The following is a 21226-nucleotide window of genomic DNA, read 5'->3' as shown; positions in this document are numbered from 1 at the left end:
AAGGATCCTTCGTGACAGATACCACCAGCCTGACTGCAGGCGTGGATTCAGCATCCGCCGGTTCCACCGGCGAGAACACTTCAAAGAGTGCCGGTCTTGCCGGTCTCAAGCTTGCGCAGCTCCAGGCGCTTGCCGGTCAGCTCGGCATCACCGGCGGCTCCCGGATGCGCAAGGGAGACCTGGTCACGGCCATCTCCAACCACCAGCGCGGCGGCGCAGTAGCCGACCGCCCGGTGCGGGGATCCCGTTCCGGCGAAGACGCCGCAGGCAAGGGCGCCGCTGCCGGGTCCGAGTCAGCCCAGGCAGCTCCGGCGAAGTCCGCGGATGCCCCGGCACAGGGCACCGCCACCGAGCGTCCCACGCGGACCCGGAACCGCAACCGCCGCGCGGCCAGTGACGGTGTTGTCACCTCAGCTGCGGCCGAAACCCCCGCTCCGGAGGCTGCACAGCAGGCTCCGCAGGCCGAGACCGCCCCTGAGCGCCCGGCCCGCGAGGACAACGCCCGCGACGAGAACCAGCGTGAGCGCGGCAACCGCCGCAGCCGCAGCCGCCGCAGCGACAGCAGCGAGACCAGCACCTCCGGCGCAGAAGCACAGGACGCCGGCGAGAACCGCGGCAACGCTTCCTCGAACGGCAACGCTTCCTCCAACGGCAGCAATGAGGCAGCGTCCTCCAATGGTGCGTCCCAGGGCAACGGTTCGGAGAACCGCTCCAACGACGACGAGCGCAGCGAACGCCGTGAGCGCCGCAACCGCGACCGCGGCAACAACCGCGACGGCGATAACAACCGCGACGGTGGCAACAACCGCGAGAACAACCGCGACCGCGATAACAACCGCGACGGCGGCAACAACCGCGAGAACAACCGCGACCGCGACAACAACCGCGACGACAACGAAGAGAACGGCCGCGGGCGTAACCGCCGCAACCGGAACCGCAACGATCGCAATGACCGCAACGATCGCAACGACCGTTTCCGGGACCGCAACGAGCGCCGCCGCAACCGTAACCAGAACCCCGAGGTTGACGACGTCGAGGTCACTGATGACGACGTCCTGCTGCCCGTAGCCGGAATCCTGGACGTGCTGGAGAACTACGCCTTTGTGCGTACCTCCGGTTACCTGCCGGGCCCGAACGACGTTTACGTTTCCCTGGCCCAGGTCAAGAAGTACAACCTGCGCAAGGGCGACGCCGTGGTTGGCGCCATCCGTGCACCGCGCGAGGGCGAAAACCAGGGCGGCAATCAGCGCCAGAAGTTCAATGCACTGGTTCGCCTGACCTCCGTCAACGGCAAGCCCGCCGAGGACAACAAGGACCGCGTGGACTTCTCCAAGCTGGTTCCGCTGTACCCCTCCGAGCGCCTGCGCCTGGAAACCTCCGCCAAGGTGATCGGCCCGCGTGTCATTGACCTCGTGGCCCCGATCGGCAAGGGCCAGCGCGGCCTGATCGTCTCCCCGCCGAAGGCAGGCAAGACGCTCATCCTGCAGTCCATTGCCAACGCGATCACCATCAACAACCCGGAGGTCCATCTGATGATGGTCCTGGTTGATGAGCGCCCCGAAGAAGTTACGGACATGCAGCGCACGGTCAAGGGCGAGGTCATTGCCTCCACCTTCGACCGTCCCGCCGATGACCACACCACCGTGGCCGAGCTCGCCATCGAGCGTGCCAAGCGCCTGGTGGAAATGGGCAATGACGTGGTGGTGCTGCTGGACTCCATGACCCGTCTGGGCCGTGCATACAACCTGGCCGCTCCGGCGTCGGGACGTATCCTCTCCGGCGGCGTTGACTCCTCGGCGCTGTACCCGCCGAAGCGTTTCTTCGGTGCTGCCCGCAACATCGAAAACGGCGGCTCGCTGACCATCCTGGCCACCGCGCTTGTCGAGACCGGCTCCAAGATGGATGAAGTCATCTTCGAAGAGTTCAAGGGCACCGGCAATATGGAACTGCGCCTCTCCCGCAACCTGGCGGACAAGCGCATCTTCCCGGCCGTGGATGTCAACGCTTCGGGCACCCGCCGCGAAGAGAACCTGCTGTCTCCGGATGAAGTCAAGATCATGTGGAAGCTGCGCCGCGTTCTCTCCGGCCTGGATACCCAGCAGGCGCTGGAATTGCTGACCGGCAAGATCAAGGAAACCCAGTCCAACGTGGAGTTCCTGATGCAGGTCCAGAAGACCACCCTGGGCAGCAAGGACGACTAGCTGCCTTACAAGCCGCTCATGCTCCGGCCCCCGGTTAACCCGGGGCCGGAGCCTGGGCGGTTTGTCCGTTAACGCAGGACGGCGGAGCCTCCGCGCGCCCGCACCCCGCCGGGGCCGATAAACTGCCTGTGGGATACACAGTCGAAAGAGGAACCTAAAACATGTTTGAGTCCATTCAGGGTCTGTTGGATGAGCACGCTGAGCTTCAGCTGCGTCTCTCCGATCCGGCAGTGCACGCGGACCAGGGTCTGGCCCGCCGGCTGGGCCGCCGCTACGCCGAGCTCAGCCGGATCGTGGATGCCTACAACCAGTGGCACGGACTCGAGGATGACCTCGCCGCCGCAGCTGAAATGGCAGATGAGGATCCGGAATTCGCCGCCGAAGTGCCTGTCCTGAAGGAACAGCTGGCCGACGCCCAGGAGAAACTGCGCCGCCTGCTCATCCCGCGCGACCCGAACGACGGCCGCGACGTCATCATCGAGGTCAAGGGCGGCGAAGGCGGCGACGAAGCCGCCCTGTTCGCCGGGGACCTGCTGCGCATGTACACCCGCTACGCGGAGCACCGCGGCTGGCGCACAGAGATTATCTCGGCCACCGAGTCCGACCTGGGTGGCTACAAGGACGTTTCCATGGCCATCAAGGGTTCCTCCAATGACCCGGCCGAGGGCGTTTACGCCCGCCTGAAGTACGAAGGCGGCGTGCACCGCGTCCAGCGCGTCCCCGTCACTGAATCGCAGGGCCGGATCCACACGTCCGCTGCCGGTGTGCTGGTGCTGCCCGAAGTCGACGAGCCCGAAGAAGTCGAGATCAACCAGAACGATCTCAAGATCGATGTCTACCGTTCCTCCGGCCCGGGCGGCCAGTCGGTGAACACTACCGACTCCGCCGTGCGCATCACCCACCTGCCCACCGGCATTGTCGTGGCCATGCAGAACGAAAAATCCCAGCTGCAGAACCGTGAAGCCGCCATGCGCGTGCTCCGCTCCCGCATCCTGGCGCACGAGCAGGAGAAGATCGACGCCGCGAATTCCGACATCCGGAAGTCGCAGATCCGCACCATGGACCGTTCCGAGCGGATCCGTACGTACAACTACCCGGAAAACCGGATTGTGGACCACCGCACCGGCTACAAGGCCTACAACCTGGACACCGTGCTGAACGGTGAACTGGAAGCCGTGGTCCAGGCTGCCATTGAAATGGACGAGCAGGCCCGGCTGGACGCCATCGGTGACGAAAGCTAACCCGGCCGGAACCGCCGGGGAAACCCTGGACGCAGCACTACGAAGCGCGGCGGCACGGCTGGCAGAGGCCGGTGTGCCCTCGCCCCGGGTGGATGCCGAACTGCTTGCCGCACACCTGCTGGGTGAAACCGTGGGCAGGGTACGGGCACTGGCCTTTACCGATGCCCCGCCTCCGGAGGGGTTTTCCGATCTGGTGGCGGAACGCGCTGCGCGGGTTCCGCTGCAGCACATCACCGGCAAGGCCCATTTCCGCTATCTGGAACTCGCCGTGGGGCCCGGTGTGTTTGTGCCCCGTCCGGAAACCGAAACCGTGGCGCAGCTGGCCATTGATGCTGCCCGGCGGACCCCATCACCCAAGGTTGTGGACCTCGGCACCGGTTCCGGGGCCATCGCAGCGGCCGTGGCGTCCGAAGTTCCGGACGCCGAGGTGCATGCCGTGGAGCTCAGCCCGCTCGCCTATGCCTGGGCGGAGCGGAACCTGGCACCGCTGGGCGTCCACCTGGTACAGGGGGACCTGCGTACCGCACTGGGGGAGCACAACGCCAGTTTCGACGTGGTGGTTTCCAACCCGCCCTACATTCCGGCAGAAGCCGTACCCAACGAACCCGAGGCCGCCGAGCATGACCCGGCGATGGCCCTCTACGGCGGCGGCGCGGACGGGATGGAACTGCCCGCAGCTGCAGCACGCACGGCAGCACGGCTGCTGGTCCCGGGCGGATACTTCGTCATGGAACATGCCGAAGTGCAGGCACCGGCCGTCGCCCGGCTGCTGGCCGCGGACCCGGCATGGACGGACGTCCGTACCCACCTGGACCTCAATGACCGGCCCCGCGCCACATCAGGCATCCGGCGGACCGTCACGGACGAACCAGTGAGAGAAGAACCGATGGCATCCACACGTGAAAGAATGTTGCCGTGAGCACCAGTTATGACTGCACCAACCCCGAAGAACTCAGCGAAGGACTTGCTGCCGCGCAGCAGGCCATTGCCGCAAAGGCATGCATAGTCCTGCCCACTGACACGGTCTACGGAATCGGCGCCGACGCGTTCTCCCCGCAGGCCGTAGCCACCCTGCTTGCCGCCAAGGGCCGCGGGCGGAGCATGCCCCCGCCCGTCCTGATCCCGCGGCTGCAGACCATGGACGGACTCGCCTCGGACATCCCCGAGGATGCCCGGCGCCTTGCCGAAGCCTTCTGGCCCGGTGGCCTGACGCTGATCTTCCATGCCCAGCCCTCGCTGAGCTGGGACTTGGGGGACACCCTGGGAACCGTGGCGCTGCGGATGCCCGATGACAGGATAGCGCTGGACCTGCTCGGGGTCACCGGCCCGCTGGCGGTCTCCTCCGCCAACCGCACCGGATCCCCGGCGGCACAGACCGCGGCCGAGGCACAGGGCCAGCTGGCCGAGTCGGTTGAGGTTTACCTGGAGGCCGGCCACCGCCCGGCGGCCAAGGAAGACGGGATCCCGTCCACCATCGTGGACGCCACCAGCGAGCCGATGCGCGTGGTCCGCCGCGGGGCAGTGAGCCTGGAAGCGCTGCGGGCCGTGGTGCCCGGCATCCTGGACCTGGACGAAGAACCCGAACCGGAACCGGCACCGGAGGCGGCTGCGCCCTCCCTGACCAAGGAATAAAACCGTTCGGAAACAGTCCTCCCGCTAGCTGCGGGAGGACTCGAGAACGTGCTGCACGCGCGGTTCCGGCACGTTGCCGGTGGCTTCAGCCCAGCCCGGTTCCTGGCGCTGCCCAAACCACATCATTTCCACCCGGCGCAGCGGGCCGTGGAAACGTTCCCCGGCGAGTGATGAGACAGCGTACCCGGTACGAAGCACGCCGCGGCAGAACCAGGCGGGGAGCCGGACCGGGCGCCGTCCGCCCGCGGACTCGAGTACGGAGGAGACCGAGGCCTGCTCCCAGGGCTGCAGGACCACCGGCGGCACCGGGCCCATATGCCCGGCGACGGTCAGCACAAAATCCACCAGCGCATGCACGGAACTGACCGGGCTCGGTGCGGTGCCGGGCGCGGCCACAGACGCGAGCGGTGAAGCTGCCAGCCTGGCCAGCTTCGCCGTCGTTGGCCGGCCGGGGCCCTGTACCGAGGTTGCTCGGACGGTAACAACGCTGCATGGCCCGGACTGCCTGACGGCCAGTGCCTGTTCGCCCAGCGCCTTGGCCCGCGAATAGGCGGAGAAGGGTTCAACGTGGCTGCTCTCATCCAGGAACGGGCGATGCCCCTGGACGGCGGCACTGCTCAGATGGACAAAGCGGCGGACTCCGGCGGCGTCGGCGGCGTCGGCAATCAGCAGGGGCAGCAGGGCGTTTGCGCCACGCAGTTCGGGTGAATCCCCGGCACCGGGAGTAGCGAGTCCGGCGGCGTTGATCACTACGTCCGCATTCGCGAAGGCTTCGGTTAGTGCCTTCCGCTCCGAAACCAGGCCGGCCGCAACGGCTGCCAGAGCCCGCGCATCGGTGGCGTCCGTCCGTAACCGGGGTGCGGCAACCGACCTGACGCGGGCACCGCGTGCGGTGAGTGCGGCATGGACGGAGGAACCGATAAACCCTGAGGCCCCCACCACTACCCAGACGGGTGCGGAGGACGGTACGGAGGCGGAACCGGGGGACTGCGGTGTGGAGGGAGTGCTCAAACCTGCTGCTTTCGTGGTGATGGTTCTTCCAGCGGCGGCATGGGAGTCCAGGCCGGATCCCGCAGGATCCGGCGCGAACCGCGCCACCCGGCCCAAAGCCGTTCCACGCCGTGCAGCGTGTGCTCCACTGCCATCAGGCGCAGCAGTTCCTTGGCAGCGGTCAGGAACGTACCTATCCCGAAGCCCACCGGACTGAACCGGCCGTGCGCCTGCAGATAGCGGGCGGTGTGTCCGCGGTTGCGCATGGAGGTGAAACGGCCCAGATTGCTGGAATCGTTCAGGTGGCGGATGCCGAGGTCGATCTGTTTCTGCGGGCGGACCTTGCGCAGTACAAACTCGTTGACGTACGCCACGGGCCGGTCCAGGGATGCCAGCCAGCCGTACATCAGGTCATCGCCGTTGATGAAATACCGTGCGTCCGGCAGCCCGATCCGGCGGACCTGCGCGGCACTGATGAGCATGCCTTCAAAGCAGCCCACATTCGTTTCGAAGACAGGGGAGTCGCGGAAGACGTTGCCGCGCACCGGCAGGTGCACGCCGAGGAACGGCACAAAGCGGTGCTGCCAGAAGAACGGCGCCCCGGCGTCGTCGTACCGGCGGCCATGGATGCATTCGTAACGGCCGGTCCATTTGCGCAGGGAGGCCACGGCACCGGGGAGGACCTCGACGTCGTCATCCATAAGCCACAGCCACTGCGCCCCGGCGGCCAGTGCGGCCTCGGTGCCGGCCGCAAATCCGCCGGCGCCGCCGGTATTGGTCTCCAGCCGGATGGACTGCAGCGGAACGGGGAAATCCGCACTGGCTGCCGCCACCACCTCGGGGGTGTCATCGGTGCTGGCATTGTCCACCACCAGCACCGCGGCCGGGGCCGGATCGAGCGCACGGATGCTCTGCAGCAGGCCTGCCAGGAAACCGGAACGGTTGAACGTGGCGATGACAATGGTCAGAGCGGCCTCTTCGGCCGCCAGGTCCTGCACTGCGGACATGGCTAGAACCCGAAGTCCGACGGAGGTCCGAAGCGGCGGCCGCCCAGGCCCGCTGCGTAGGCGCGCAGCCAGCTGACAAATCCCTTGGGATCCCTCGTCCGGGCAAAGTGGACCGGGTAGCCCACGGTGTCGGCAACCAGTGACCTGACCCGCCGGTACCGGCGGGTCAGGTGGCCCCGGTTGCGGTAGAAATAGAACTGCTTGAACGCGTTTTCCGGAACCAGCACGTGCATCCGGTCACCCAGCACAGGCTGGACCTCGGCCCAGGCGGCAGGATGGGTCAGCGCCACCGTGGTGACCGTGCCGAACTCCACGCCGGCGCGCCGCAGCCGGATCATAAAATCTGTTTCGTCGCCGCGGATGAACAGCCGCAGGTCCGGGAGGCCCACCCGGTAGAAGACATCGGCACGGATCAGTGCGCCGTTGAAGAAATGACCCACGTTGGGCAGGAAACCCCGTTCGGCCACCAGCGCGCGGTCGTGGGTGAGCTTGCCGTCGATGCGGAAGTGGAAGGAAAGGGTGTCGGGTGCGCCGGGAGCGACCACCAGCGGCAGGACAACGTCCAATCCGCGTTCCTTTGCCGCTGCCAGAAGAGTGGCGACACATTCGGGATCTTCAGGATGGGCGTCGTCGTCCATGATCCAGATCCATTCGGCCCCTGAAGCCATTGCTGAGAGAATGGCCAGGGAGAATCCGCCGGCACCGCCGAGGTTGGTGTTAGACCGGATGTAGTTGACCGGGGCGGACGAGTCTTCGGCGATATCCTTAACCGGGCTCTTTCCGGAGTCCACCAGGGCCACGGATGTGATGTTTCCGGTCTGCGCGGCCAGGGCTTCCAAGAGCGTCTTGACGTCGTCGGGGCGGTCGAAGGTGACCGCCGCTACCGCCACTGAGTCCGGCAAGATGTTCCTTTCGAAGCACCCCGGAGCATCGGCCAAAGCCGAAACAGGAGAGGGTGTGCAGTTAGTATGCTGAATAGATTCCAGTCTATTACACCGGATTCTTCCACCAGTTCTATGCACCACCGAGAAGAGAGCCGGGTATCCACCCGTTGAGGACCATGAGGCAAAAACCTACGGACAACAAGAGCCTTCCCCGGGGGGAAAAGCCGGTTCTGTGGCTCTGGTCGCAGTACATGCTGGACTCGCTGGCATGGATCGTGTCCATCGTGCTTGCCCTGGTGCTGCGCTATGAACTGACCGTGGAGCAGATCAGCCCCGGCGGCCTTGCGGTCTTCTGCGGCGTCGCGGTGCTGACCCAGCTCATTGTCGGCTACTCGTTTGCGCTGTACCGCGGACGCTACAGTTTCGGCAGCTTCCATGAGATGCGCCTGCTGGCCGTCGTTACGCTGATTGTCTCCGCCATCCTGGTCCTCGCCAGCGCCCTGTTCGGCCTGGTCATCGATATTCCGCGCAGCACCGGCATGATCGCGTTCCCATTCGCCTGCCTGTTTATGGCTGCCATCCGGTACGTGAAGCGGATGTACGTGGAAAGCCGTGCCCGGCCGGGCGAGGAAGCACAGCGTGCGCTCATTTACGGTGCAGGCTTCCTCGGCAACTCCCTGGTCACGCGGATGATGAAGGATCCCGAATCCCCGTATTACCCCGTCGGCCTGGTTGATGATGATCCGGCCAAGAAGCACCTGCGGCTGGCCACCGTTCCCGTTCTGGGCAAGCTGGTTGACCTCCCCGAGCTGGTGCACCGGACCCGTGCCACGGTATTGATCGTGGCGATGGCGGACATCGAGGCCAAGCAGGTGCGCGAAATCTCCGACCGCGCCGAAGGCCTGGACCTGCGGGTGCTCGTGCTTCCCCCGCTCAAGGACATGCTGGCCAAGGGCGACGGCGCCGGGTTGACCGACTTCCGCGACGTGGCTGTGGAGGACCTGATCGGACGGCGTCCCGTGGATATTCACGTGGACGAGGTGGCCGGCTACCTTTCGGGCAAAAAGGTGCTGGTAACCGGTGCCGGCGGCTCCATCGGTTCCGAGCTCTGCCGGCAGATCACGGCCTTCAACCCCGGTGAGCTGATCATGGTGGACCGGGATGAAACCGGCCTGCAGCTCACCCAGCTCTCCATCACCGGCCGCGGCCTGCTGGACGGCCGGGACACGGTCCTTGCGGACATCCGCGACCCCGACGCGCTGGAGAAGATCTTCCGCGAACGCCGTCCCGACGTCGTTTTCCACGCTGCCGCGCTCAAGCATGTGTCCCTGCTCGAGCAGTACCCGCACGAAGCCTGGAAGACCAACGTGCTGGGCACCGCCAACGTCCTGGCAGCCGCCCGCAAGGCGGACGTACGCCACTTCGTGAACATCTCCACGGACAAGGCGGCAAACCCCACCACCGTCCTGGGCCACTCCAAGCGCGTGGCCGAGAAACTCACTGCGTGGATGGCCCGGGCCACGGGGGAGCGGTACGTCTCCGTCCGCTTCGGCAACGTGATTGGCAGCCGCGGCTCCATGCTGCCGCTGTTCAGCGAGCAGATCCGCCAGGGCGGCCCGGTGACGGTGACCGACCCCGAGGTGACGCGCTTCTTTATGACCATCCCCGAGGCCTGCCAGCTGGTGATCCAGGCCGGAGCCATCGGCCGCGGCGGCGAGGTCATGATCCTGGACATGGGCGAGCCCGTGAAAATCCTCGACGTCGCCCGCCGGATGATTGCCATGTCCGGTAAGGACGTGGAGATAGTCTTCACCGGTCTGCGGCAGGGCGAAAAGATGCACGAAATCCTGGTGGGCACCGGTGAGGAGGATTCCCGGCCCTTCCATCCCAAGATCTCCCACGCTTCCGTGGCCGTCCTTGACCCGGAGGAGCTGGACCTTTCCGACTGGCTGCAGCGCTGCGGCCTCGACACCCCGCCCGGCGGTGTGGTCCGTATGCCCGACACCGGTGCGGACGCCGACGCCGACGGTTCCTACCATGAACGGCGGACAGGCTGATGCTTTTGGTGCTGTGCGTAGCCGTCGCGTTCCTCGCGAGCCTGCTGCTGCCGTTCCTTTTTATTCCGCTGCTGCGCCGGCTGGGCGTGCTCGACGTGCCCAATGAACGTTCCTCCCACTTCACCGTGGTGATCCGCGGGGTGGGGGTTACCGTGGCCGCCGGGCTGCTGGCGGGACTGGTGCTGTCCCTGCTCACGGGCGTGGTGGCCGTGGACCGTTCCATCGTTGCCATCCTCATTGCAATCATCGGCCTGGCGTCCCTGCTGGGCTGGATCGAAGACTGGCGGGGAGTTTCCGTCCGCGCCCGGGCCGGAAGCCAGGTCCTGATCGGACTGGCGGGAACAGCAGCCCTGGCCTGGACCATGGAACAGAGCTGGTGGTGGGTTCCCGTCGGGGCACTTGCCATTGCCGGCTACATCAACGTGGCCAACTTCATGGACGGCATCAACGGCATTTCGGGGCTGCACGGTGTGGCCGTCGGAGCGCTGTACTCCGTGAGCGGCGTGCTCTCAGACCATATGTGGCTTACCGTGGCCGGCGCCGTAACAGCTGCCGCCTTTGCCGCGTTCCTGCCGTGGAACCTCGGCCGGGGACAGGTGTTCCTGGGTGACGTCGGCAGCTACCTCCTGGGAGCCGCGATCGCCGGAACCGCTGTTGCCGCGTTCCTGGCCGGCGTGTACATCGAGTACCTGCTGTTCCCGATCCTCATTTACCTGGTGGATACCTTCTCCACCCTTCTTCGGCGTGTGCGCCGGGGGGAGCGCTGGTATACCGCGCACCGCCAGCACGTCTACCAGCGCCTCACCGACTGCGGGCTTAGCCACATCCAGGTGTCCCTGTTCGTCACGGCCTGCACCCTCGCCGTTGGCGGAACCGGCCTGCTGACGGCCGGTGCCGGCGCCGGGGCTACGTCCGCAGGGGTGCTCTTCGCCGTAGCCGTGGTGGTGTTCTACCTGAGCTCCCCGCGCCTCTTTGCCCGCCGGTACGTGGCCTAGCTGTACCCGGACGCGACACCGCCTTCCGGAGGGCACACGCCCGGCCGTCACGCTGTCAACGGCTTCTTCTATGTACTGTAGAATTCAAGGGTCGCGGTAGCCCGCGCCTTATCCAAACCCATCACAGCCCAGGCAAGGAAGACTGCCCACACCATGAGATCCGAAGACGGTTCCCGCTCCGGCGGGTACCTGACCCCCTCCGGGCCAACGGCGGCCCCCTGGCTGGGGATCCTCAGGGCGGCGTTTCTCCTGACCGGTGCTGCAGCGGTTCTCGCCGCAGCGGCGGCCGCAGTCCTCACGGGTCCCGGCGCAGCAGCGAGTTCGCTGCTGGGGTGGTTCCTGATTGCGGCTTTCTTCGGCATCAGCCTTTTGGTTGGCCATTTCGTGGGCCGCAGCAATCCGTCAGGTGCCATTGGAATGTTTGTGGTCACCTATGCCATTAAAGTTGTCGGTTTCGCCGTCATTCTTTTCGGCCTGGGCGCTCCGGAATGGCTGCACCGGGAATGGTTTGCCCTCACGGCTGTAGGTGCTGTGGTGCTTTGGCAGGCTGCTGAGGTCCGCGCCTTTTCACGGACACGGCACTTGATATACGCAGACATTCCCGACGAGACCACCAAAGGAGCCGGACATGCCTAAGAAACAGCCCGTACCCGTGGCCTTCCAGGCACCGCCGTCCCGCCGCAAGGAAGCACTGCAGTATGTGCTGGCGGGAATCATCGCCTTGGGTTTGATAGGGTGGAGCCTGGATAGTCTCCTGGGAACTCGCTGGATTTTACCGGCCGGTATCGTCTTGGGTGCGGTGAGTGGCTACTATGTGGCCGCCGCGCACAGGCGCACCCCGGGTGCGGACCGGCCCACCACGGGCGGAAAACAGCCGGATACGGATAAATCGAATTGACTTCACAAAACCTGAATAGAGGGCGCACCTCGCGCGTGCCCGCCAATGATATGCCCAACGATGGACACAGCAGAGAGGAAACGCGTTGATCGCGCTTGCGCTTCCCGCCTCCAATGACGAGGGATTCGTTTCACCCACCCTCGAAGACATGCACCTCCCTGAGATCCTTCCATGGGGCGCCCCGACCGGTGAGGGTTTCGGTAAGCAGATGCTGCTTATCCTGATCTCCGTCATCATTATCAGCTGGTTCTTTATTGCCGCTGCGCGCAAGCGCCAGCTGGTGCCGGGCCGGCTGCAGTTCCTGGGTGAGTTCGGCTACAACATGGTCCGGAACTCGATCGGCCGGGACATTATCGGTGAAAAGGACTTCCGGGCATTCACCCCGCTGCTGTTCTCGCTCTTCTTCTTCATCCTGATCAACAACCTCTGGGGCAGCATTCCGCTGGCGCAGCTGCCGACCACCTCACACGTGGGAACGGCCTACGCCCTCGCCGGCATCGTCTACTTCACCTGGATCATCCTGGGCATCAAGAAGCACGGTATTTCGTACTTCAAGTTCGCCGTGGTTCCTTCCGGTGTGCCGATGGCGATTCTGCCGCTCGTGGTACTGATCGAAATCATCTCCACCTTCCTGGTCCGCCCGATCACGCACAGTCTGCGACTCTTCGCGACCATGCTGTCGGGCCACCTCATCATCATGCTGGCGGCAAGCGGAACCGAGTTCCTGCTGCTCGAGGCTGAAGGACTGCTGAAGCCGCTGGGTGTCCTCACCCTGGTTGGCGGCGTTGGCATGTTCCTGTTCGAAGTTTTGATCCAGTGCCTGCAGGCCTACGTATTTACCCTGCTGACTGCGATCTACATCCAAGGCTCCCTGGCCGAGGAACACTAAACCTCCCCTTTTCGGGGGAAACCTCTGAACCCACAACCTGCCCTCGGGCATCTTGAAAGGAACAAGCCAAATGATTGGTGAAATCAACGGCAACATCAACCTCGTCGGCTACGGTCTGTCCGCCATCGGCGGCGCCATCGGCGTGGGTCTGGTCTTCGCTGCCTACATCAACGGCGTTGCACGCCAGCCGGAAGCACAGCGCGTTCTGCAGCCCATCGCCTTCCTGGGCCTGGCGCTGACCGAAGCACTGGCTATCCTTGGTCTGGTTTTCGCGTTCGTTCTCTAACTTCAGCGCGTATTTTCCTAACCAAGTAGATAGGACGGATGGTAAATGAACGAGGCACTAATCCTCGCCGCTGAAGAAGGCGCGAATCCTCTGGTCCCAAACATCTGGGAGATCCTCGTAACACTGCTTGGCTTCGCTGCGCTGATGTACATCGTGGTCAAGTTCGTCGTCCCGATGTTCGAGAAGACGTATGCAGAGCGTACCGAGGCCATCGAAGGCGGACTCAAGAAGGCTGAAGCCGCCCAGGCAGAAGCCAGCGCAGCTCTGGATGAATACAAGCAGCAGCTGATCGACGCCCGCACCGAGGCCAACCGGATCCGTGAGGAAGCACGCGCCGAAGGCGCCCAGATCCTTGCCGACCTCAAGGCCAAGGCCGGCGCCGAGTCCGCCCGCATCATGGAACAGTCCCACGTCGCCATTGAGGCGGAACGGCAGGCAGCTGTCGTTGCGCTTCGCAGCGAAGTGGGAACCCTCGCCACGGAACTGGCCAGCAAGATCGTTGGCGAGTCCCTCGCCGACGACGCGCGTGCAGCCCGTGTCGTTGACCGCTTCCTTGACGACCTGGAAACCCAGAACGCAGGTGCGGTCCAGTAATGGCAGGTATATCGAGCGAGTCACTGGCCGCGGCACAGGAAAAGCTGGAAACAATGCTTCCCGGCGCACGCCTGTCCCTGGCTGAGGAACTCTTTGGAATTCTGGGCCTGCTGGACAGCGATGCTGGACTGCTGCGTGCCCTGACGGATCCGGCTCGTGAAGCCTCTGCCAAGGCAGCCCTGGTCTCCAAGCTGGTGGGCGGCAAGGTTTCGACCGACGCCGAGCAGCTTGTTGCTTCTCTGGTGGAGTCCCGGTGGCGCAACCCGCGCGACATGGGCGACGCCCTGGAAACCCTGGGTGCAACGGTTGTTTCCGCAGTGGCGGAAAACAAGGGCCCCGGCCTCTCCGGCCTGGAAGATCTGGAAAGCGATCTGTTCCGGTTCAACCAGGTTGTAGCAGCCAACCACGAGGTCCAGCGGGCCCTGCAGGAACGGCAGGCTTCGGCCGAGGCGCGTTCCGCGCTGGCCATGAAGCTGGTACCCGGCATGGGAGCCGAAGCAAAGGTGCTGGTGAAGCAGGCAGTTACCGCCCCGCGCGGACTGCGTCCTTCGGCACTGGTCACCCGGTTCATGGAACTGGTAGCCGGCCGGCAGCAGCGGTGGATTGCAGAAGTGCAGTCGAGCCGCCCGCTGACGCAGGAGCAGCAGAAGCGTCTGCAGTCCTCTCTCAACGGACTGTATGGCCGTGAGCTGAAGATTAACGTCAACGTAGACCCGACGATTCTGGGCGGCATCCGTGTCACAGTGGGGGATGAAGTAGTTGATTCCACTGTCACGACACGACTGACCGAACTGCGCCGAAAGCTCGCTGTCTAGTCACCTTCAGGGCCGGCAACGGCCAGAGAAACAATTGAGAACCAATCACGGTCATCGGAAGTAAGCGATGATCACAACATAGGAGAGCAGGGACTGCAGATGGCCGAATTGACCATCAACGCCGACGACGTCCGTAATGCGTTGAACGAATTCGCGGCGTCCTACGAACCCGGAAACGCAGAGCGCGTTGAAGTTGGCCGGGTAACCACCGCCAGCGACGGCATCGCCCGTGTGGAGGGCCTGCCCTCCGTTATGGCGAACGAGCTGCTTCGGTTTGAGGACGGCACGCTGGGCCTGGCCCAGAACCTGGACACCCGTGAAATCGGTGTCGTGGTACTTGGCGATTTCGCCGGTATCGAAGAAGGCCAGGAAGTACACCGCACCGGTGAAGTCCTGTCCGTACCCGTAGGCGACGCCTTCCTGGGCCGCGTAGTCGACCCGCTGGGCGAGCCGATGGATGACCTGGGCCCGATCCAGGCTGAAGCACGCCGTGCACTGGAACTCCAGGCCCCCGGCGTTACCCAGCGTAAGTCGGTCCACGAGCCCCTCCAGACCGGCCTCAAGGCAATCGACGCCATGATCCCGATCGGTCGCGGCCAGCGCCAGCTGATCATTGGTGACCGCAAGACGGGTAAGACCGCCATTGCCGTGGACACCATCCTGAACCAGAAGGCCAACTGGGAGTCCGGCGACGTCCAGAAGCAGGTTCGCTGCATCTACGTTGCCATCGGCCAGAAGGCTTCCACGATCGCTGAAATCAAGCGCACGCTGGAAGACCAGGGCGCCATGGAGTACACCACCATCGTGGCCTCCCCGGCATCCGACCCCGCAGGCTTCAAGTACCTGGCACCGTACGCAGGCTCGGCCATCGGCCAGCACTGGATGTACGGCGGCAAGCACGTCCTGATCATCTTTGATGATCTCTCCAAGCAGGCTGAAGCCTACCGCGCCGTGTCGCTGCTGCTGCGCCGCCCGCCGGGACGCGAAGCCTACCCGGGCGACGTCTTCTACTTGCACTCCCGCCTCCTGGAGCGTTGCGCCAAGCTCTCTGACGAGCTCGGTGCAGGCTCGATGACCGGCCTGCCGATCATCGAAACCAAGGCAAATGACGTCTCGGCCTACATCCCGACCAACGTTATCTCCATCACCGACGGCCAGATCTTCCTGCAGTCGGACCTCTTCAACGCCAACCAGCGCCCCGCCGTCGACGTCGGTATTTCCGTGTCCCGCGTCGGTGGTGCAGCGCAGCAGAAGGCCATGAAGAAGGTCTCCGGTACGTTGAAGCTGGAACTGGCCCAGTACCGCGACATGCAAGCATTCGCCATGTTCGCCTCGGACCTGGATGCGGCTTCCCGCCAGCAGCTGACCCGCGGTGCACGCCTGATGGAACTGCTCAAGCAGGGCCAGTACGCTCCGTTCCCGGTGGAAGACCAGGTTGTCTCCATCTGGATGGGCACCAACGGCTACCTGGATGACGTTCCGGTAGAGGACGTCCGCCGCTTCGAGACCGAGTTCCTGGAGCACGTACGCCACTCCTCGTCCGTCATGACCGTCCTGGCCGAGACGAACAAGCTCGAGGATTCCACGGTCGATGAGATGAAGAACCTCATCACCAACTTCAAGCAGGGCTTCTTCGGCGAAGGTGACAACCGCATGGTTGCCGCCGGCAACGAAGAGACCTCCGCCTTGGACGAGGACTCCGTAGACCAGGAAAAGATCGTCAAGCAGAAGCGCTAGCGGTTTGGTGTTCCGCTGCCGGGCCCGGTGCCAGGCAGCGGAACACCTGGCCATTGCCTTAGCCCCTAGTTCGAACGCTAGGAACTGAAAGGAAAAGTATGGGAGCCCAAATTCGGGTCTACCGTCAGAAGATCGCGTCGACCACGTCGATGCAGAAGATCTTCAAGGCGATGGAGCTGATTGCTGCCTCTCGGATTGGAAAGGCGCGCACCCGTGTGGCTGCGTCACTGCCTTACTCCAATGCGATCACCCGTGCCGTTTCTGCTGTGGCATCCCAGTCGGAGATCGATCATCCGCTGACCACCGAACCGGAGCAGATCCGGCGCGCAGCCGTGGTCATCATGACCTCCGACCGCGGTCTTGCCGGATCATACTCCGCCGGTGTCCTCAAGCAGGGCGAAGCACTTAATGAATTGCTCCGTGAAGAGGGCAAGGAAGTTAAGACCTACCTTGTCGGACGCAAGGCGCAGGCGTACTACGAATTCCGCAACCGTTCCGTGGAACGGGTGTGGACCGGTGGTACCGATGCACCTGAGTTCGAAACAGCCCGAGAAATCGGCAAGGCACTCCTCGATGACTTCAATACGGCCTACGAAGACGGCGGCGTGGATGAAATCCACATTGTCTACACGCGCTTCAAGTCCATGGTTGTTCAGGAACCTGCGGTCATCCGACTGCTGCCGCTGGAGGTAGTGGAGGAAGAAGCCCAGTCAAGCTCTGAGTTCCTGCCCCTCTACGAATACGAGCCCGAGCCCGAAAAGGTCCTGGACGCACTGCTGCCGCGCTACATCGAGTCGCGCATCTTCGCAGCCATGCTCCAGGCAGCCGCTTCCGAGCTTGCCGCCCGCCAGCGTGCCATGAAGGCCGCAGGGGATAACGCCACGGACCTGATCAAGAAGTACACGCGACTTCGCAACAACGCCCGTCAGGCTGAAATCACCCAGGAGCTTTCCGAGATTGTCGCCGGTGCGGACGCGCTCAGCGCCTCCTAGCCGCCTGCAATCGAGCAAGCTCCAACGCAAAACAAAACTTAGTCCACACGCCATCTAACTGAGTGAAGTGAGAGAGATGACTGCCCAAACTGCCGAGCACGGAGCAACCTCCGTAGCACCGGGCGCCACAGGCCGTATCGCCCGTGTCATTGGCCCGGTTGTCGACGTCGAATTCCCGGCTGACGCAATCCCCACCATCTACAACGCACTGACCACCGAGCTGACGCTCGACGGCCAGACCCGCACCATCACCTTCGAGACCTCCCAGCACCTGGGTGACAACCTCGTCCGTGCCATCTCCCTGCAGGCCACCGACGGCCTCGTCCGCGGCGCAGCCGTGGTGGACACCGGTGCTCCCATCTCCGTGCCCGTGGGCGACGGAGTCAAGGGCCACATCTTCAACGTGCTGGGCGAGCCCCTGGACGTTGCCGAGGACCAGCTGGAAATCTCCGAGCGCTGGCCGATCCACCGTTCCGCTCCGAACTTCGCGGACCTTGAGGGTTCCACCGAGATGCTCGAAACGGGCATCAAGGTGATCGACCTCCTGACCCCGTACATCAAGGGCGGCAAGATCGGCCTGTTCGGCGGCGCCGGCGTCGGCAAGACCGTGCTGATCCAGGAAATGATCACCCGTGTTGCCCGCAACTTCGGTGGTACCTCCGTATTCGCCGGTGTCGGCGAGCGTACCCGTGAAGGCAACGACCTCTGGGTTGAAATGGAAGAGGCAGGCGTCCTGAAGGACACGGCCCTTGTATTCGGCCAGATGGATGAGCCGCCGGGAACGCGTCTTCGCGTGGCCCTGTCCGGCCTGACCATGGCGGAGTACTTCCGCGATGTGCAGAACCAGGACGTGCTGCTCTTCATCGACAACATCTTCCGCTTCACGCAGGCAGGTTCCGAGGTTTCCACCCTTCTCGGCCGTATGCCGTCCGCCGTGGGCTACCAGCCGAACCTGGCTGATGAGATGGGTCTGCTGCAGGAGCGCATCACCTCCACCAAGGGTCACTCGATCACGTCCATGCAGGCCATTTACGTGCCTGCTGATGACTACACCGACCCGGCTCCGGCCACCACGTTCGCCCACCTGGACGCGACCACGGAACTTTCCCGTGAAATCGCTTCGCGTGGCCTGTACCCGGCCGTGGATCCGCTGACCTCGACGTCGCGCATCCTCGACCCGCAGTACGTGGGCCAGGAGCACTATGACACGGCTATCCGCGTCAAGCAGATCCTGCAGAAGAACAAGGAACTCCAGGACATCATCGCCATCCTCGGCATCGACGAACTCGGTGAAGAGGACAAGATTGTTGTTTCGCGTGCACGCCGCATCCAGCAGTTCCTCTCGCAGAACACCTACACCGCCAAGCAGTTCACCGGTGTCGAAGGCTCCACGGTTTCCATCAAGGACACCGTTGAAGGCTTCAAGGCCATCTGCGACGGCGACGTTGACCACATTGCCGAGCAGGCCTTCTTCAACGTTGGCGGCATGGACGATGTTGAGCGTCAGTGGGCGAAGATCCAAGAGCAGACCGGGAAGTGAGCCCCATGGCGGACACTGCTGAACTCGAAGTTGAGATTGTTGCAGCAGACCACTTCGTGTGGTCCGGTGCGGCAAAGATGGTCAAGGCCCGCACCAGCGACGGCGAGATCGGGATCCTTCCCGGCCACTCACCGGTGCTGGCCATCCTGGCAGAGGGCACCATGGCCATCGAGCCTGTGTCCGGCTCGCGCATTGAGGTAAGCGTTGACGGAGGATTCTTCTCCGTGGACAACAACCGCGTGGTCATTGTGGCCGACAATGCCAAGGTGACCAACGAAGCAACCGCCGGGATCCGCTGACCCCCACCGATGGACAGCTCCTACGTGTTCATTGCTGTGGCAGCCCTGTTCGGGCTGCTGGTCCTGGCAGTAGTGCTTTTCTGGGTGCGCCGCAGCACGTTGCGGCGCACCCTGGGGACCTTTGACGCCTCCATCTGCTTCCCGCCTGCCGGGTGGCGGATGGGGGTTTGCCGTTATACGGACACCCATCTGGAGTGGCTGCGCCTTGTATCGCTGAGTCCCCGTCCGCCGTACCGTTTCCTGCGAAGTTCGCTGGAAATCAACGGCTGGCGGGAACCCACCGAAGCGGAGCGTGCCCGCATCCAGCCCGGTGCCGTGGTGGTGAAGCTGTCCTGCGAGGACAGCGAGGTCCTGGTGGCCATGAAGTACGAAACCTACACCGGCCTCTCCTCCTGGCTCGAAGCCGGTCCGGTCATCGGCATCGGCACCTGGCGGTAGATCCGGCAGGGCGTGAAAAAGGCACAGGGAAAATTCCCTGTGCCTTTTTTGCTGCCCGGAAACACCCTCCGCCGCCCGCCGCCGAACGAAGCGCTGCGCGGGCGTCCGCCTAGGATGGAGTAATGGAAGACGTCATTGTTGTTACCGGCCCCAGCACCCTCCGCGGAGCAGTTACCGTTCCGGGTGCCAAGAACAGCGTCCTGAAGCTGATGGCTGCCACGCTGCTGGCCGAGGGCCGATCCGTCATCACCAATGTGCCCAACATCCAGGATGTGTGGATCATGGCCGAGCTGCTGCGCCGGCTTGGCTGCACGGTGGATTACGACGTCGACGCCGCATCGGTGGCTGTGGACGTTCCCGCGCTCCCGGGGCACCAGGCGGACTATGACCTGGTGCGGGCCATGCGTGCCTCCATCTCGGTCCTGGGCCCGCTGGTTGCCCGCTGCCGGCGCGCCGAGGTGGCGTTGCCCGGCGGGGACGCCATCGGTTCACGTGGCTTGGACATGCACCGGGCGGGGCTTGAACTGATGGGTGCGACCATCGGTATCGACCACGGCTACCTGATGGCCTCAGTCCCGGAAGGGCTGCACGGTGCCGCCCACATCCTGGACTTCCCGTCCGTGGGTGCGACCGAGAACCTGATGATGGCCGCAACGCTGGCGCGGGGGAGGACCATCATCGACAACGCCGCCCGCGAACCGGAAATCACTGACATAGCGCTGATGCTGACCGGCATGGGCGCCAAGATCAGCGGCGTGGGAACCAACACGCTGGTCATTGACGGTGTGCAGGAGCTGCATCCGGTGGAGCACCGGGTGGTGCCGGACCGGATAGTCGCGGGTACGTGGGCCTTCGCTGCGGCCATTACCGGCGGCGAAATTGAAGTCCGCCAGGCGGACGCGTCAGCTCTCGCCGTAGTACTGGACAAGCTGGTCCAGGCCGGCTGCGAAGTTGAAACCGGGCAGGACGGATTCACCGTCAAGGGGCCCGAGCGCCCGGAGCCGATCAACGTTTCGACGCTGCCTTATCCGGGTTTCCCCACTGACCTGCAGCCGTTTGTGGTCACATTGAACGCCGTTTCCACCGGATCCGGCATGGTGACCGAGAATGTCTTCGAGGCACGCTGGGGGTTTACCTCGGAACTGGCACGATTGGGCGCCGTGGTGCGCCTGGACGGCCATCATGCATTGATTCAGGGTGTTCCGCTGCTTTCCGGGGCGCCGGTGGTAGCGAACGATATCCGTGCAGGGGCAGCGCTGGTAATCGCCGGACTGGCGGCGGACGGAACCAGCGAAGTGCGCGGTGTTGATCATATTGACCGCGGCTATGAAAGGTTTATGGAAAACCTTCGCGGCCTCGGCGCGAACGTGGTGCGCCGGCGGGGCTAGGCCCGCGGACACAGGAAAGCCTCCGGCATATGCCGGAGGCTTTCCTGGTTTCCCTTTCGGGATGTACTGCTGGCTAATCCTTAGAGGGCGGTGACGCCGGTGGCCTGGGGGCCCTTGGCGCCCTGGCCGATCTCGAAGGAAACGCGCTGGTTCTCGTCGAGCGTCTTGAATCCGTTGGTCTGGATCTCGGAGTAGTGAACGAAGACGTCGCCGTCGGAATCGTCCGGAGTGATGAAGCCGAAGCCCTTTTCGGCGTTAAACCATTTGACGGTACCCTGAGCCATTGTTTCTCCTCATAAATGGAACTTACCTGCACGCTCCGTGCGGCTTATGTTACTGAAGC

Annotated in this window: 22 protein-coding genes; 18 read left to right on the top strand and 4 right to left on the bottom strand. The window is 64.2% G+C overall.

Going from position 1 to position 21226, the window contains the following annotated elements:
* Positions 1–11: 11 nt before the first annotated feature.
* The 4 genes from rho (at position 12) to AC5RVB_RS00220 (ending at position 5074) form a co-directional block, all read left to right on the top strand.
* A complete protein-coding gene (gene rho, locus AC5RVB_RS00235; protein ID WP_227903364.1) occupies positions 12–2201 on the top strand; it encodes a transcription termination factor Rho in 2190 nt (729 codons plus the stop codon).
* Positions 2202–2362: 161 nt separating this feature from the next.
* Complete coding sequence (gene prfA / locus AC5RVB_RS00230; protein ID WP_227903363.1) at positions 2363–3442, top strand: peptide chain release factor 1; 1080 nt, start codon at positions 2363–2365, stop codon at positions 3440–3442.
* Positions 3429–4361, top strand: a complete 933-nt coding sequence (prmC, locus tag AC5RVB_RS00225) for a peptide chain release factor N(5)-glutamine methyltransferase (protein WP_227903362.1) — start codon at positions 3429–3431, stop codon at positions 4359–4361. Before prfA ends, prmC begins: the two co-directional genes overlap by 14 nt.
* Positions 4358–5074, top strand: coding sequence for an L-threonylcarbamoyladenylate synthase (locus AC5RVB_RS00220; protein ID WP_227929490.1), 717 nt, complete (start codon positions 4358–4360; stop codon positions 5072–5074). The genes prmC and AC5RVB_RS00220 overlap by 4 nt, the downstream gene beginning before the upstream one ends.
* A 24-nt stretch (positions 5075–5098) precedes the next feature.
* Here the strand turns inward: AC5RVB_RS00220 and AC5RVB_RS00215 are convergent, their stop codons facing one another.
* From AC5RVB_RS00215 to AC5RVB_RS00205, 3 genes are read right to left on the bottom strand one after another with little or no spacing between them, the layout of a single operon-like run.
* A complete protein-coding gene (locus AC5RVB_RS00215; RefSeq protein ID WP_227929491.1) occupies positions 5099–6085 on the bottom strand; it encodes an NAD-dependent epimerase/dehydratase family protein in 987 nt (328 codons plus the stop codon).
* Positions 6082–7071, bottom strand: coding sequence for a glycosyltransferase (locus AC5RVB_RS00210; RefSeq protein ID WP_494141687.1), 990 nt, complete (start codon positions 7069–7071; stop codon positions 6082–6084). The genes AC5RVB_RS00215 and AC5RVB_RS00210 overlap by 4 nt, the downstream gene beginning before the upstream one ends.
* 2 nt (positions 7072–7073) lie before the next feature.
* On the bottom strand, positions 7074–7973 hold the full coding sequence (locus AC5RVB_RS00205; RefSeq protein ID WP_227903357.1) for a glycosyltransferase: 900 nt from the start codon (positions 7971–7973) through the stop codon (positions 7074–7076).
* A 158-nt stretch (positions 7974–8131) separates the two neighbouring features.
* On the opposite strand from AC5RVB_RS00205, the gene AC5RVB_RS00200 reads away from it, so the two are divergent.
* The 14 genes from AC5RVB_RS00200 (at position 8132) to murA (ending at position 20883) form a co-directional block, all read left to right on the top strand.
* On the top strand, positions 8132–10012 hold the full coding sequence (locus tag AC5RVB_RS00200; protein ID WP_494141686.1) for a polysaccharide biosynthesis protein: 1881 nt from the start codon (positions 8132–8134) through the stop codon (positions 10010–10012).
* Entirely contained in the window at positions 10012–11007 is a 996-nt protein-coding gene (locus tag AC5RVB_RS00195) for an MraY family glycosyltransferase (RefSeq protein ID WP_494141685.1), read from the top strand. The genes AC5RVB_RS00200 and AC5RVB_RS00195 overlap by 1 nt, the downstream gene beginning before the upstream one ends.
* Before the next feature lie 153 nt (positions 11008–11160).
* Positions 11161–11643, top strand: a complete 483-nt coding sequence (locus AC5RVB_RS00190; RefSeq protein ID WP_494141684.1) for a Cg1360 family ATP-synthase-associated protein — start codon at positions 11161–11163, stop codon at positions 11641–11643.
* Positions 11636–11905: an AtpZ/AtpI family protein gene (locus AC5RVB_RS00185; RefSeq protein WP_227903352.1), complete on the top strand. Its 270-nt coding sequence runs from the start codon at positions 11636–11638 to the stop codon at positions 11903–11905. Before AC5RVB_RS00190 ends, AC5RVB_RS00185 begins: the two co-directional genes overlap by 8 nt.
* Before the next feature lie 85 nt (positions 11906–11990).
* Positions 11991–12794 carry a F0F1 ATP synthase subunit A gene (gene atpB / locus AC5RVB_RS00180; protein ID WP_290244733.1) on the top strand — a complete coding sequence of 268 codons (804 nt, stop codon included), beginning with the start codon at positions 11991–11993 and terminating at the stop codon, positions 12792–12794.
* A 70-nt stretch (positions 12795–12864) separates the two neighbouring features.
* The gene (gene atpE / locus AC5RVB_RS00175; RefSeq protein ID WP_191807777.1) at positions 12865–13080 is read left to right on the top strand and encodes an ATP synthase F0 subunit C; all 216 of its coding nucleotides are present in this window, start codon (positions 12865–12867) and stop codon (positions 13078–13080) included.
* A gap of 45 nt (positions 13081–13125) precedes the next feature.
* On the top strand, positions 13126–13674 hold the full coding sequence (locus AC5RVB_RS00170; RefSeq protein WP_227903349.1) for a F0F1 ATP synthase subunit B: 549 nt from the start codon (positions 13126–13128) through the stop codon (positions 13672–13674).
* On the top strand, positions 13674–14489 hold the full coding sequence (locus AC5RVB_RS00165) for a F0F1 ATP synthase subunit delta (RefSeq protein WP_227903348.1): 816 nt from the start codon (positions 13674–13676) through the stop codon (positions 14487–14489). The genes AC5RVB_RS00170 and AC5RVB_RS00165 overlap by 1 nt, the downstream gene beginning before the upstream one ends.
* Positions 14490–14588: 99 nt before the next feature.
* Positions 14589–16226 carry a F0F1 ATP synthase subunit alpha gene (gene atpA, locus AC5RVB_RS00160; protein WP_227903347.1) on the top strand — a complete coding sequence of 546 codons (1638 nt, stop codon included), beginning with the start codon at positions 14589–14591 and terminating at the stop codon, positions 16224–16226.
* Positions 16227–16324: 98 nt separating this feature from the next.
* On the top strand, positions 16325–17218 hold the full coding sequence (locus tag AC5RVB_RS00155; protein ID WP_227903346.1) for a F0F1 ATP synthase subunit gamma: 894 nt from the start codon (positions 16325–16327) through the stop codon (positions 17216–17218).
* Between the two features lie 76 nt (positions 17219–17294).
* Entirely contained in the window at positions 17295–18758 is a 1464-nt protein-coding gene (atpD, locus tag AC5RVB_RS00150; RefSeq protein ID WP_227903345.1) for a F0F1 ATP synthase subunit beta, read from the top strand.
* A 5-nt stretch (positions 18759–18763) separates the two neighbouring features.
* Complete coding sequence (locus tag AC5RVB_RS00145; protein ID WP_227903344.1) at positions 18764–19057, top strand: F0F1 ATP synthase subunit epsilon; 294 nt, start codon at positions 18764–18766, stop codon at positions 19055–19057.
* Positions 19058–19066: 9 nt separating this feature from the next.
* Positions 19067–19495 carry a DUF2550 domain-containing protein gene (locus AC5RVB_RS00140; RefSeq protein ID WP_227903342.1) on the top strand — a complete coding sequence of 143 codons (429 nt, stop codon included), beginning with the start codon at positions 19067–19069 and terminating at the stop codon, positions 19493–19495.
* A 122-nt stretch (positions 19496–19617) separates the two neighbouring features.
* Entirely contained in the window at positions 19618–20883 is a 1266-nt protein-coding gene (gene murA, locus AC5RVB_RS00135; protein ID WP_227929495.1) for a UDP-N-acetylglucosamine 1-carboxyvinyltransferase, read from the top strand.
* 80 nt (positions 20884–20963) lie between these two features.
* On the opposite strand, the gene AC5RVB_RS00130 is transcribed toward murA, so the two are convergent.
* Positions 20964–21167, bottom strand: a complete 204-nt coding sequence (locus tag AC5RVB_RS00130; protein WP_146361532.1) for a cold-shock protein — start codon at positions 21165–21167, stop codon at positions 20964–20966.
* Between the last annotated feature and the right edge of the window lie 59 nt (positions 21168–21226).

It is taken from the genome of Arthrobacter sp. Y3225209, assembly GCF_059090685.1.
The sequence above is the reverse complement of the archived record's forward strand: the minus strand, read 5'-3'. Positions and strand labels throughout refer to the sequence as shown.

What these genes read in the sequence shown, in the direction of transcription:
- prfA (WP_227903363.1), top strand. Translation starts at nt 2,363, where the DNA reads ATGTTTGAGTCCATTCAGGGTCTGTTGGATGAGCACGCTGAGCTTCAG.
- AC5RVB_RS00210 (WP_494141687.1), bottom strand. Translation starts at nt 7,071, where the DNA reads ATGTCCGCAGTGCAGGACCTGGCGGCCGAAGAGGCCGCTCTGACCATT.
- AC5RVB_RS00200 (WP_494141686.1), top strand. Translation starts at nt 8,132, where the DNA reads ATGAGGCAAAAACCTACGGACAACAAGAGCCTTCCCCGGGGGGAAAAG.
- AC5RVB_RS00195 (WP_494141685.1), top strand. Translation starts at nt 10,012, where the DNA reads ATGCTTTTGGTGCTGTGCGTAGCCGTCGCGTTCCTCGCGAGCCTGCTG.
- AC5RVB_RS00190 (WP_494141684.1), top strand. Translation starts at nt 11,161, where the DNA reads ATGAGATCCGAAGACGGTTCCCGCTCCGGCGGGTACCTGACCCCCTCC.
- AC5RVB_RS00185 (WP_227903352.1), top strand. Translation starts at nt 11,636, where the DNA reads ATGCCTAAGAAACAGCCCGTACCCGTGGCCTTCCAGGCACCGCCGTCC.
- atpE (WP_191807777.1), top strand. Translation starts at nt 12,865, where the DNA reads ATGATTGGTGAAATCAACGGCAACATCAACCTCGTCGGCTACGGTCTG.
- AC5RVB_RS00170 (WP_227903349.1), top strand. Translation starts at nt 13,126, where the DNA reads ATGAACGAGGCACTAATCCTCGCCGCTGAAGAAGGCGCGAATCCTCTG.
- AC5RVB_RS00165 (WP_227903348.1), top strand. Translation starts at nt 13,674, where the DNA reads ATGGCAGGTATATCGAGCGAGTCACTGGCCGCGGCACAGGAAAAGCTG.
- atpA (WP_227903347.1), top strand. Translation starts at nt 14,589, where the DNA reads ATGGCCGAATTGACCATCAACGCCGACGACGTCCGTAATGCGTTGAAC.
- AC5RVB_RS00155 (WP_227903346.1), top strand. Translation starts at nt 16,325, where the DNA reads ATGGGAGCCCAAATTCGGGTCTACCGTCAGAAGATCGCGTCGACCACG.
- atpD (WP_227903345.1), top strand. Translation starts at nt 17,295, where the DNA reads ATGACTGCCCAAACTGCCGAGCACGGAGCAACCTCCGTAGCACCGGGC.
- AC5RVB_RS00145 (WP_227903344.1), top strand. Translation starts at nt 18,764, where the DNA reads ATGGCGGACACTGCTGAACTCGAAGTTGAGATTGTTGCAGCAGACCAC.
- AC5RVB_RS00140 (WP_227903342.1), top strand. Translation starts at nt 19,067, where the DNA reads ATGGACAGCTCCTACGTGTTCATTGCTGTGGCAGCCCTGTTCGGGCTG.
- murA (WP_227929495.1), top strand. Translation starts at nt 19,618, where the DNA reads ATGGAAGACGTCATTGTTGTTACCGGCCCCAGCACCCTCCGCGGAGCA.
- AC5RVB_RS00130 (WP_146361532.1), bottom strand. Translation starts at nt 21,167, where the DNA reads ATGGCTCAGGGTACCGTCAAATGGTTTAACGCCGAAAAGGGCTTCGGC.